The 12,217-nt window shown below is 68.2% G+C and carries 8 protein-coding genes; 2 read left to right on the forward strand and 6 right to left on the reverse strand.

The window, feature by feature from the left end; genetic code table 11:
- Window positions 1-28: 28 nt before the first annotated feature.
- From HOY81_RS06460 to HOY81_RS06475, 4 genes are all read right to left on the reverse strand, one after another.
- On the reverse strand, window positions 29-796 hold the full coding sequence (locus HOY81_RS06460; RefSeq protein WP_237319151.1) for a hypothetical protein: 768 nt from the start codon (window positions 794-796) through the stop codon (window positions 29-31).
- 577 nt (window positions 797-1,373) lie between these two features.
- Window positions 1,374-1,529: a hypothetical protein gene (locus HOY81_RS06465; RefSeq protein ID WP_237319153.1), complete on the reverse strand. Its 156-nt coding sequence runs from the start codon at window positions 1,527-1,529 to the stop codon at window positions 1,374-1,376.
- A 523-nt stretch (window positions 1,530-2,052) separates the two neighbouring features.
- Window positions 2,053-2,277: a hypothetical protein gene (locus HOY81_RS06470; RefSeq protein WP_237319155.1), complete on the reverse strand. Its 225-nt coding sequence runs from the start codon at window positions 2,275-2,277 to the stop codon at window positions 2,053-2,055.
- Entirely contained in the window at window positions 2,274-2,543 is a 270-nt protein-coding gene (locus tag HOY81_RS06475) for a hypothetical protein (protein WP_237319157.1), read from the reverse strand. Before HOY81_RS06475 ends, HOY81_RS06470 begins: the two co-directional genes overlap by 4 nt.
- 205 nt (window positions 2,544-2,748) lie before the next feature.
- On the opposite strand from HOY81_RS06475, the gene HOY81_RS06480 reads away from it, so the two are divergent.
- Both HOY81_RS06480 and HOY81_RS06485 read left to right on the forward strand, forming a co-directional pair.
- Window positions 2,749-3,591: a helix-turn-helix transcriptional regulator gene (locus HOY81_RS06480; RefSeq protein WP_237319159.1), complete on the forward strand. Its 843-nt coding sequence runs from the start codon at window positions 2,749-2,751 to the stop codon at window positions 3,589-3,591.
- Window positions 3,573-3,782, forward strand: a complete 210-nt coding sequence (locus tag HOY81_RS06485) for a DUF397 domain-containing protein (RefSeq protein ID WP_237319161.1) — start codon at window positions 3,573-3,575, stop codon at window positions 3,780-3,782. Before HOY81_RS06480 ends, HOY81_RS06485 begins: the two co-directional genes overlap by 19 nt.
- A gap of 65 nt (window positions 3,783-3,847) precedes the next feature.
- Here HOY81_RS06485 and pglX read toward each other — a convergent pair whose 3' ends face one another.
- Window positions 3,848-7,456, reverse strand: coding sequence for a BREX-2 system adenine-specific DNA-methyltransferase PglX (gene pglX / locus HOY81_RS06490; protein ID WP_237319163.1), 3,609 nt, complete (start codon window positions 7,454-7,456; stop codon window positions 3,848-3,850).
- The gene (pglW, locus tag HOY81_RS06495) at window positions 7,453-12,141 is read right to left on the reverse strand and encodes a BREX system serine/threonine kinase PglW (protein WP_237319166.1); all 4,689 of its coding nucleotides are present in this window, start codon (window positions 12,139-12,141) and stop codon (window positions 7,453-7,455) included. Before pglW ends, pglX begins: the two co-directional genes overlap by 4 nt.
- Window positions 12,142-12,217: the final 76 nt, after the last annotated feature.

The raw sequence follows: 12,217 nt of genomic DNA on the forward strand, positions 1-12,217 counted from the left end.
GCGCGTCCGGAGGTCGAGGGGCGGCGTGTCATGTCACGTGGCGATGTTCCCCGAGTCGGGCTGAGTCCGGGAGGCGGAGCCATGCGGTGCTCTCGCAGTCCCAGCCGCGCAGGCGCATGGGCCCGAACCGGGTGTGCACGGGTGCCTCCTGGGCCAGGAGCAGCCCGGTGAAGGTCAGGTGCACGGCGTGGTAAGAGGCGGTGACCCGGTGCCAGTCGATCCCGGGCGCGCCCTGCGGCCGGGGGGCGGCGAACTCCTCGCACAGGGTGGCGAAGTCGGCGGCGGAGGCGATGGTGAACACGTCGCAGCCGGAGCCGTCCATGAGCAGGTCGATGCCGGTGAAGGGTCTGTCGAAGCCCAGGTATCCGGTGTCGACCACGGCAGTCCAGGTGGGAGCCCCCGTCGGCAGGAGTGAGGAGGTCCACAGGGCGCCCGCCGGCTTGTCCGGGTAGGTGGGGTCGTCCTCCCGCAGGCGGGGTGGCCGGAGCGTGTGCACAGGCGTGCCGTTCTCGGCGACGACGACCTGGGGGAAGGTGAGTTCCTCGAGCGGGGACCACCATTGCCGTTCGGATTCGAGGAAGGCGGCCAGGCGCTCCACCGCCTCACGGTCGGATACGGGAGTCCAGGTCTTCAGGTCGTCCCACACGGAACCGGTGGAGAAGGACAGTGCGATGTCGACGGCCAGGTCGTGCAGTTCCGGCATCGACAGATCCGGTTCCAGGGCGGCCTCACGGGCCAACTGGAGAGCGACCGGGGCCGCATGGAGTGCGGAGGCCGAAACCGATGCGGAATTCATTGGTTCCTTTCGGAGGCGCCGTGCCAGAGCCACACAGCGGTAACCTCTCCCACTTCCGGGTAGCTGCTGGTCCGTTCTTCCGGTGGGACCGACCAGTAGATCTGTATCGTAGCGTAGGTGTTTCGCGGACCCTGGAACAGGGAGCGCGGCATGGCAATCGACGTATGGCCCGTGCTGCCTCCCCGGATCGAGCACGGGTCAGCGCTGCCCGCCCGGCACGTCCATACATTTCCGTCGCCCTCGGGAATGCCTGAGGAGTCGACGCGGGAATAGCCGTTCACCTCGACCAGATAGGGCCGACCGGATGTGTGCAAGGTGAGCCACCCGTTGTTTGCGTTGCCCGTGTCCGGCGGGGGCCACGCCACGTGGGAAGAGGGTGGTCGTCGCTCGCTCCCATCGACGGCAAGCCAATCGAAGGTGAAGAGCGGTAGTTGTCGGTCATGGAGGACTGCGGAAGGTGGCTGCATCGGAGCTTCCCGAGCCACCCGCCCGCTGTCGGATGCGCAAGCTGAGACGGCGGCGCAGCCGAGGTACGCGGCAAGCAGGCCGCGCACCCCGGAACGCAGCGTCGCATTGACTAGCACTTGATGGTTCGGGTCCGGCTGATGTCGTTCCCCTTCACCGTCTTTCCGCTGCGGAAGGTGACCCAGCTGTTGGCGGTGATTCGGTGCTTGTTGTTTCGGCACTTGTCGTTTGCGGAGGCCTTGACCTTCTTCTTGTTGTGCCGCGTCACGTCGCCCTTCTTGCCGATCCGGTCCCAACCCCACCAGCGGTCCTCCCAGAGCTGGGCGGTAACCCGAATCTTCGGCTAGCTCTTCTTACAGGTCGTGACGGCCTCGCCGTTCGTCCGGCCCGGACTATGGTGGGAGTTGTGCGGATCGTGGGCCTTCACTGTGCAGTCGCAGCTGCCGCAGTTGTCGGAAGCGCGACCCGCGGGACTTGCTCCGGAGTCGCGGATGACGTTGTTGACGCTCCCGGTGCGCTCGGTGTCGTCGGCGGCTGCAGGCGTTGCTGTTCCCATCAGGATGATTCCGACCACGAAGATGGCAGCGGTCGATATCCTGGTACGCAAAAGTGATCCCCCAAGAAGTTCCCCGATGCGGGTCGATGGTCAGTTCGACTCGCAGTAGCATGAGCGTAACACATGATGAATGCGTCCCAGCGAGATGACTGGCTGCGCGGAAACGGAACCTGGGGAAGGGGCATTGCCGGGCGAACGCGCTGCGGCTTGGGCTCTTTGCTGACCAGATGTGCTGTCAGAGCCCCTGGCGGCTGTGTTTGTTGAGTTCGGCGACGAGGGCGCTGAGGAGTTCGTTCTGGGTGAGGGGGTGGAGTTGGTCGGGGTGGGCGTCCCATTCGTGGCCGCCGCCGAGGGGGCGGAGTTGGAGGTAGGGGCCGGTGTGGTCCATGACGCGGCCGACGCGGTCGCGTGCGGTGTCGCGGACTGCTGTGCCGACGGCGGGCACGTCGTGTCCGGTCACCGGGCCGGGCCCTGGTTGAGGGCGTCGGCGAGCAGGTGGGCCACGGGTGCGGAGCACACGCCGAGTTGGACGAGTGCGTACTGGGCCTCGCCGTGGTGGTCGACGGCGCTCCAGGGGATGCGGATGTCCATGGCGGGGAGCTGGATGCCGGCGCGGGTGAGGGCGGCGGCGAGTGCGTCGCGGGCGTCCAGGGCTTCCTGGACGCGGGCTGCCGGTGGGGGAACGGCGGAGGCCGGTGCGTGAGGGTGTTGGGGCGGTGTCGTCATGGTGTGTCCCTCGTCCGTGTGCATGGTGGACTGATGTGCTGCCGCGTTCTGCTGGGCGAACTACGGTGCGTAGTGCCGGTGTGACGACGATGCACCGGCGGGTGGGCGGGTGACGGTGTGGGCGGGGAGGTGCTTCCCGGCCGCCCGGGGCCGGTTCCACACCTTCCACACGGTCCCGCGCGAGATTGCTTCGGAGGAGAGCCGCATGCCGCAGCGACGTGTCATCACCGGCCGCAGCCAGGAACCCCGCCAGCGGTTCGCCGAGGAGCTGCGCACGTTGCGCACGGGCAGCGGGAGGAGCCTGCGTCAGCTCGGCGAACGGATGGGCTGGGACTGGTCGTTGTTCGGCAAGATGGAGAAGGGCGAGACCCTGGGCAGCCCCGAGGTCGTCCAGGCCCTGGACACCCACTACGGCACCCCGGGCCTGCTGCTGGCCCTGTGGGAGCTGGCAGCGGGCGACCACACCCAGTTCCGCGAACGCTACCGCCGCTACATGGCCCTGGAAGCCGAGGCAGTCAGCCTCTGGCACTTCGCCGTCAGCGTCCTGCCCGGCCTCCTCCAGACCCCCGCTTACGCGCGGGAGGTGCTGCGGGCGGGTGGGTTGAAGGGCAAGGAGCTGGACCAGCAGGTGGAGGCCCGCATGGGACGCCGAGAGCTGTTGGACGGCGAGGACGCACCACCGTTCCGCACGATCCTGTCCGAGGCCGTACTGCGGACGCCGATGCGGGACATGGGGGAGTGGCGCGAACAGCTGGAGTACCTGGCGGAGGCCGTGGAACGCACGAACGTGTCAGTTCATGTGCTCCTGCAGAGCGCTGGGTTGCACGGCCTCATGGGGGCAGACATGTGGTACCTCCTCCTTCCGGAGGGGAGGACTGTTGTGTACGCCGAGAACGGATATCGAGGTGAGCTGATCGAGGAAGCCAGTCCGGTTGTACGTTTGCAGAAGACGTACGATGCGGTGCGCGACCTGGCGCTTTCCCCATCGGAGTCGCGGAAGTTCATCCTGAAGATCTTGGAGGAAGTGACGTGCGATCCATCGACCTGAGTGCCGTCTCCTGGCGCAAGAGCAGCTACAGCAACCAGGACGGTGGCGCATGTGTGGAGGTCTCTGAGGACTTCGTCGGTGTCTTCCCCGTCCGGGACAGTAAGGTTCCGCACGGCCCAGTACTGGTCTTCCCGGCAGGTGGGTGGGACGCCTTCGTGTCGGCAGTCAAGGATGGACGGCTGACAGCCTGAACGAATGGGTGGGGCCCGGCGATAGCTTGGATCGCCGGACCACCACCGTGCGTGCGCTCGATGATCTACTTGGGTCGGCGTCCCCTGGCGGCTGCGGCCGGGCGCCACGCGCGCAGGTCGTCATCGGTGAGGCCGTGCTTGCCCTGTTCCATCTGCCGGTCGCCCTCGAAGAACTTGGCGGGGGTCGGAGCGAAGACCGGGTCGGGCTCGTTGTGCCACTGGTTCAGCCACGGCTGGAGTTCCAGCAGACCGGCGAGGAGTGGCGTGACCTCCTCGGTCGTCAGCGCCTCGTGGGTGGCGATGTAAGAGTCGAGTGCGATCGCCTGCTCTCGATGGTCCCAGCCGGCCCAGCCGTACAGCTCGGGGGTTGCCGCGTTGGTCTGCCCGTACGAAATGAAGCGCTCCTTGGGCACATCCAGCTTGCCGCGCGCGCGCCAGAAGGTTGGGCGGAGGAAGTCAGCCGAGGTGTACTTCGGCGGCACGGGGATGGTGTCCCTGATCTTACGCTTGGCCAACTCGTCCGGAGCGTCGTCCTCTTTCCGCTGGAGTTTCCAGACGTGCTCCCAGTCCGAGCGCTTCTTCAGCCCGGAGGGCTTGTAGCGCAGAGCGGCGAGGAACGGCACGTGCTCGTCGGACATCAACTCGGCAACGACGGCGGGTAGTTCCTTGCGGGGTGCGTAGATCTTCGCGACCGAGACGAAGTCCTCGTCCCGGGACAGACTGTCCGTGAGTCGGGAGAGTGAGATGAGGGCGGGCGTACCGTTCTCATCAAACCAGTGCTTTCGGTCCTCGAGCTGGTCGAGTAGCCAGCTACGAAGGGCATTCTCTTGGAGCGCATCCCACTCTTCGATCGCCCAGCGTCGCTTATACTCCGGCCGTTCGACCATGCCGATGGCCCGAGATGACTCAATGGCGTCGATCCGCTTCTGAACGACCTCACGGTAGGTGGTTGGCCAATGGGCGGGAATCTCGGTTTTTGGTTCCGACCCGTGGCGCTGAAACCACTCGTCACCGGCTTCCCCTGCGGCAACGCGGCGAGCGAGAACGATCTCAAAGGCACGCTCACCGAGGGCGAGGTCAGGGATCTGCGGAGAGTTGGGATCTTTGGAGGCTCGCAGATCTTCTGGGTGTAGACTGTAGAGTGAATAGACTTGCCAATCCAGCTCTTCTTGGATGGCGATCATTCGGGCGCGAGAGGTTCGCCAGATTGTGCGCGCTTCACGAAGGCTGTGACTTGTTGGAACCTCATTCTCTGCGCTGTAAAAAGGGCTAGTCGCGACGGTTTCTTCGGCAAGCGTGCTAAGGGTTCTGGCGAAGTCTGTGGGGTAATGAGTGGGGAGAGGGAAGCGTTCGATATTTGACCCGTTGAACTGATAAAAGCGCTCCCATTCGGAACTGGTGAATCCGCCCCCTTCTCCTCGGATTCCTTTGTTGTGGCAGTTCAGCTTCAACCAAAGACATGCGGTCGAACTGTTGAGGATCCCGAGGAGCTTCAGATGGTCTTCTCGGTTGGCGCTCTCTTTGAGTTTGATTACTGGTGCTGTTTGCTTGAATACGGCGTTCCCGCAGTGGAGGGCGAAATGGTTATGTGTTGCCACTTCGGCGAAAGTAAGGGATAGCTGTGTTTGGTATGCCGAAGCAGTGTATTGCATGTAGTCCCACCAGGCGAGTCCGGCGTCTGCCATGCTCCCCTGGAAAGTGCGTCGCATTTCAAGCACACGGCGAAATCTCCAAAGGTCAGCAGTCAGGTCTCCTGACTGGAGTTCCTGCGCATACGGGAACCAAATTGCCTCCGCCGGGTCTGCCGCCCAGTCACGGACGGTCTCGCCAGTCATCAGTGGGCGTAGCGCCATGCGATTCGCAACGGTTCGGTAAGTCCTACGCGCGGGGCGAATATACGCCTCATCTGCCCCCGCACGAATGGCGCGTCCCACAGGGGGATCGATAGTAGCCTTCAGTGTCTGGATGCTGGATTCTTCGATTCGCTGAATCATCTCGAGTCCACCATCAGCGAGGACCCAGGGCTGTCGGCCAAAGTAGCGCCCTCTTTCCAGGTCGTCTACTGAGACCCACTTGCTCACGGATCCGGGGTCGTCAATTTGACCTGTAATTGCAGTCCAAACGAATCCATCTGGAGCTCGCTCAGGCTCTGACGGCTCCCCCTGGATGCTTCGTACTGTACGGATTGTCTCGGAGCGACTGCTGCCACTCCGGCGCTTACCGGCCAGGATGACCGTTGGGGTCCCGTGCCCGGGTATGTACGCCCCCGAGGTATCGATGACCTCGGTCAGTTCCACCTCGTGTCCAAAGTACGTCTCGATGAGCCGGGTGCCGAACTCTCGCTTCATGAATGAGTTGGCTGTGATTTGCCCAACCATTCCGTATCCGAGTCCACTATCGGGGTCCCCTGTCTTCGCCAACTCGAAGAACCGCTGAGCGAACGGCACCGACAGCGCATACGTTCCCGCACAGGCGTTGTACAGCTCCCGGTACAGCGCGTTGAGCTTCTTGTCCTTCACCGTGATGTACGGGGGGTTCCCCACGACCACGTGGTAGCGCCCCGGCTCCAGAAGCCGTGGGTGCTCCTGAACGTCCTCCGTCTCGTACTTGAAGTCGGCGAGCTCGTCCGCGCCCTCCTCGTCCGAGTCGTCGAAGAGGTTGCCCTGCTTGTGCCGGTGCTTGATGAGGGAGTCGCCCACCGCCAGGTGGATCGGCCACTCGTACCGCGACGCCTCCTCCAGCGTCCGTACCCCGCTCGCGGCCATACCGGCGACCAGCAGCCGGAAGCGGGCGATGGCCACCGCGAACGGGTTGAGGTCCACCCCATGCACCGAGTCCAGCGCTTCCCGCACCCGCTCGTGCACGTCCTTCCCCGGCCGGCCGTGCGCCCACAGCCGCACCAGCCGCCGGAAGGCACCCAGCACGAAGTGGCCCGACCCGCAGGTCGGGTCGATCATCTTCAGGCCCTCGTACCCGAACTCGTCCACCGCCGGGTTCATGGCCCGGTCGAGGATGAATTCCTCCACGAACTCCGGAGTCTGGAGCAGGGCATAGGTCTTCCGTGCGGCCTCGCTGAGGTCCTGGTACAGGTCGCCGAGGAAACGCGTGTCCCACCCCCGCGTGCCGTCGCCGTCCTCCTCCAGCGGGTCCGTGAAGTCGTGGACGAGCGCACCCGTCTCGTCCCGCGTACGCCAGAACTCGACCAGCTCCCGCGCCCCGTCGTGCGACAGCGGGATCTGGTACAGCGGGTTGTGCCGCCGGTCGAACAGGAGGCGCCCCGCCTGACCCGCCCGGATGTCCTCGAACGCCTGCTCCAGCCATCCCCGGTACGTCGGGTCGTCCGACTGCGCGAGGTAGTCCTCGTACCGTGCGAGCGCCAGGTCCCGCCGGTCGTTCTCGGGTGCGGTTAGGTAGGGCTCCGGGATGAGCCCGTTGTCCTCGCAGAAGCGGACGAAGACGGTGCCCAGCACCCAGGCCACGGCGACCTGCGTGACGCGGTCGTCCAGCCAGGAGTTCCAGGTGGCGGCCGTGCGGCCTAACTTCCGGGCCTGCTCGTACTCGGCTCTCAGCCGGTCGCCGACTTCACCGACGGCCTTCACCTGTTTCCCGAGGTCGGTCTCGACCGCCTTCACCTGCCGTTTGAGATCGTCCAACAGGGCTGCGCGGTCGATCACGTCTCGTCTCCCTTGGTTCCGTTTTCGTTTCCGTTCGCGCTCGCGTGCGCGTTCACCAGTCCGGACCGGTGGGCGTTGCGCACCCATGAGTCCGGAAGTTCGATCCATTCGCCCAGGCCGGCCTGGTACGCCACCGCCACCTGCCCCAGCCTGGGTTCCCGCCCCGGGTCGGGCTGCGGCACCAGCAGCCACAGCCCCCGCCCGCCCCCGCGGGCCGCCTCCGCCAACCGGTCCAGCACCCCCATGGCGTCGTACCGGGCGAAGACGGCCGCCTCCGTCAGCAGCACCGGCCCCGCCCCGGCCCCCGGCGTGAGCAGTTCCCGTATGCGCGGCTCCACCGCACCCCACGCCGTACGCGCGTACTCGGCGAACTTCAACGCGCCCCGGGAGCCCGGTTCGGCCACGTCCGCCTTGAGCAGCGTCTCCCAGGTCGGCTTCGTGCCCGGCGGCACGAGAGCGTGCAGCGCGTCCAGGAAGAGCGAGGTCACCGAGACCGGCTGGGCGCCGATGCGGCTCTTCGACAGTTCCCGTACCGCCTCGACCGTGCGGCCGTGGTGCACGGTGAGCACCCGGTAGCCGTCCCGCCGGGCCGAGGCGGTCAGCCGCTCGTCCGCGCGGACGGCGCCGGCGAGCAGCGGGTCGTCGGAGTAGCGGGTGACGAGGCCGGCGTCGGTGGAGCGGCGCCAGGCGGCGACGGTCAGGTAGCTGGACGCCCCGTCCATCTGCGAGGGCAGGTAGCGCAGGGTGCGGGTGTTCTCGCGCGTCGACAGCGTGAGGTCGAACCCGGCGTCGCGCAGGGCCTTGGTCAGGGAGCCGCCGGTCGGTAGCTCGTGCGTGGTCCCGCCGCGGCCGTCGGGGACGACCAGCTCCGGGAAGCGGGCCCGTACCCGCTCGTGGACCTCGCCCGGCGGCAGGCCGGGCTGCCGCTCCTCAGGGACGCCGGGGATCAGCCGCACCAGGCCCGCCTGGGTGAGGCGGAGTGCCCGGACCAGTGGCAGGTCGCGCGGGTAGATCTCCAGACGCGGGGTCGCTGCCGCGTTCGGCGAGGCGGCGGCGGCCAGCTCGACGAGGCGTCGTTCGTCCCACTCGACCAGTCCGGGTGGCGGGTTGAGCCAGCCCAGCTCGGTGAGGACGGTGGCCGCGGTCGGCAGGGTCTCCAGGCGGGCGAGGCGGTCCGCGGTCTTGCCCAGCCGCGCGGCGTAGTCGAGCAGGCCGGGAGCCGTCGGCGTGTCCGGGGCGTCGCCGTCCCGGACGTCCAGGGCGAGCAGGCCGGCGGCCAGTGCCTCTTCCGTCGCCTTGCGGTTGGGCTGGTGCTGGAACTCGGCCTCCTCCGGGACGAGCTGCTCCACCTCCACGACGGCCCGCACGGCGGCGAGGGCGAGTGCGCGCCGCTGCTCCCGCTCCGGCAGTTGTGTGCCGCGCCGCAGGGCGAGTGCGTCGGCGATCTCCACGGCCGAGGCGACCCGGCCGAGGTCCGCCAGCAGGTCGAGGATCTCGTTGCGCAGCGCCTGGATCGCCGGTTGCTTCTTCCAGCGCTTGCGCTCCTCCTTGAGCATCTGCGGAATGCGCCCGGCGGACAGACCGAGCGCGTCGGCCACGTCCTTCTGCTTGGGCCAGGCCCCGATGGCGGGCAGTTCCCCGCGCTCGTTCGGCAGGCGGAGCAGCAGCCGCACCATCTCGGCCTTGTTGCTGTTGGACCGGTTGTTGTTGAGCTCCGGGACCAGCAGCGTGGCGAGGGCGTCCAGGCTCACCGCGCGGAGCGCGGCCTCGCTCAGCCCGCCGGCGTCCTCGCCGGTGGCGAGCCTGCCGAGGAGGGCCGTCTCGGCCGCGGTGAGGTGTGCGATCTCCTCCTTCGCCTCGGCCCGGCCCTTCGTGGTGAGCGGGGAGGCCGGCGTCTCGCGCAGCAGCCTGCCCCACTGGCGCTGGCGGCGCTGCACCTCGGTGCGGGTCTTGGTCCCCAGTCCGGGTGCGTTGAGGAGTTTGGTGCGGCTGTAGTCGAGGAGTTCGCCGACGGTGGTGACGCCGAGGCCGTAGAGGAAGGACTCCGCGGCCGGGGTGAGGCCGGCGGCGGAGAGGTGCGTCTCCCGGGTGACCTCCGCCGCCAGACGGTCGCGCTGCTCGTCGGCCGTGAGGAGCTCCGCCTCCGCGATCGCGGGCCGGTCGCCGCCGGACTCCTGTCCCGCACCCGCCGGGTGGCGGGAGCGGTGACTGGACGGCACCGTACGGGAGGCGTCCAGGAAGATCTTCCGCCATGCGTCCCGCATCGGTTTCAGATCGGGGAAGCGCTGCGCCGCGTCCCGGTGCAGGGCCTTGCGGAAGAACGCCACCAGCCCGTCCCGCACCGCCGGCTCGAAGGCGTCCGCGGCGATGACCGGGCAGGGGAACTCGGCGGGGTCGGTCATCCGGGGCGGCACCGACCCGTCGCCCCACTTGGGCAACTCGCCGGAGGCCATCTGGTGCAGGGTCACGGCGACGGCGTACCGCTCGGCGTGCGAGTCGTAGGCGGTGCGGGTCAGGGTGCCGATGAACGGGTCGAGGTACCCCTCGGTGCCGGCGTCGTGGTCCCTGGCCGGTAAGCCGGCCAGGGAGAAGTCGATGAGGACGAGTTCCCGGGTGCGGTTCGGGCGGATGCGGATGGCGATGTTGTCCGGCTTGATGTCGCGGTGCCAGACGCTCTCGCCCTCCAGGAAGTCGACGGCGCCGAAGAGGTAGTCGCCGTACGCCTCGAGCTGGTCCATCTGGAGCCGGCCGCGTTCCCGCAACTGGCGCGCGACCGTCTCCTCGCGGCGGGGGGACCGTGTCCGGGGGCCGGTGTCTCCGTCCTCGGCGGGCTGATCGGCGTCTTCGCGCTCGTCGCCCACGTACTCCAGGGCGAGGACGGTCCGGCCCCCCAGGGACAGCGGGTCCGGCTCGACCAGCCGGATGACCCGGGAGTCGGGGCGCAGCCGCCCCATCACCTCGGCCTCGCGGACCAGCACCTCGCCCCGGCTGTCCGACAGGGCCACCTTGAGCACGGCCAGTGGCCTGGTCCGGTGCGCCTCGGCCTCCAGGTCGCGGACGAGGAAGGCCCGGCTGGTGGAGCCGGTGCCCAGGCGCCGGCGGACCTCCCAGCGCCCGCCCAGCACGTCCCCGGCCACGGCCTCCAGCGGGTCCTTCCCGGGGTCCCCGGACGCCTCCGGCTCGGGCTGGGCCGCAGGAGCGGTCAGATCGGCCTCGACGACCTCCAGCATCTCCAGGAAGTCGTCGACCGAGGACAGCCGCTGCTCGGGGCGGTAGGCGGTCGCCGCCTGCACCAGCTCGTCGATGTACTCGGACAGGCCGTCCACCAGGGAACTCGGTCGCAGGCCCTCACCCGCCTCCAGACGGGCCAGCAGCTCTGCCTGGCTCGCTGCCGGGGCCTTGCCGGTGACCAGGAGATAGGTGAGGACGCCGAGTCCGTAGACGTCCAGCGACACCGGATCGGGGTTCAGCGCGGTCAGCTCGGGCGCCAGAAACGGGTCCGAGCCGTCCGGCACATGGCGCGTCGACAGGGCCGTCGGGGCGAGGCGGGGTCCGCCTGGTCCGCTGCCGCCCGTACCGGAGGCGCGCTGGGTGGCGATCTGCCAGTCCGAGATCTCCAGGCGCGGGGCCAGCCAGGTCGTGTCCTCGCCGACCGCCTGCCCCCGGCGGCCCCGGTCGCGCGGAATCACATGGACCGAACGGGCGGCCAGAGCCCGGTGGTGGATCCGGCTGGCGTGCGCGGAGCGCATCGTTTCGGCGAGCTGGCGCACCAGATCCATCCGGCCGAGGATGTCCAGTCCCTGGCCGTGCTGGAGCAGGTACTCGTCCAGCCGGAGCGTCTGCGGGTGGTAGTCGAAGATCAGGGCCGGCCCCGCGGAGTGCCCGGAGGGGAAGTACTGCTTGAGCTGGACGACGCCCGGATGGCGGAACCGCTGGAGCACCGCGGCCTCTCGACGGGCGGCGTTCTCCACCGACTGCCGGATCGACGCGTCCGAGCCGCGCTCGCTGAGATACACCCGTACCCGGGCTGCCTCGGGCAGTTCCTGGTGGTTCGCCCGGTAGTCGGCCCATGTCTCGCCGGAGTCGTAGGACTTCCGCTCGAGCTGGTACGGGCCGACCTTGAACTCGGCGTCGCTGCGCCGGATGCCGATCCGCTCCAGCGCGGCCTTGGTCTCGCGGGAACCGGTGACCGTGATGCGGCGGCGCTCGTCGCGCGGCGGCCGCTGCAGCATCTCCACCAGCTCGGCGACGGTGTACACGCCGTTCCGGTCGTGGGCCGGCAGCCGCACGCGAAGGGCATTGTCGGTGAAGCACACGGCCTCACTGACCCATACCCGCGGTCCATGCTGCTTCAGCAGGCCGGCCAGCTCCTTCGCCTTCCGGTTCACCAGGTGAAGGGGGTTGCCGTGGGGCCGGCGGTGGCCGCTCGGCGTGGTCTGCACCCAGGTGCCGTTCTCACTGGTCACGGAACCGTGCCAGTCCTTCAGCTCGACCATCCAGACGCCGCCGGGAGCGACGACGAGCAGGTCGACCTCGCGGACGTGGCCGGTGTGCGCGGTGAAGGTGAAGTTCGACCACGCGCGCCAGGGGTCGGCGTCCGGTAACCGCTTCCGGATGGCCTCCAGTCCACGGCGCTCGTGGTCGAACTCGGACTCGGTGACGGTGGTCCACCGGCCTTCCCGCATGCGCTGTCCCCGCCTCGTGCCATCGTGCCGCGCGTAGAGGTCCATCCCCCGGCCGCAAATACTCTTGTCCTACATT

The organism is Streptomyces sp. JJ36 (genome assembly GCF_021696945.1).
In the GTDB taxonomy this organism is placed as follows: Bacteria; Actinomycetota; Actinomycetes; order Streptomycetales; family Streptomycetaceae; genus Streptomyces.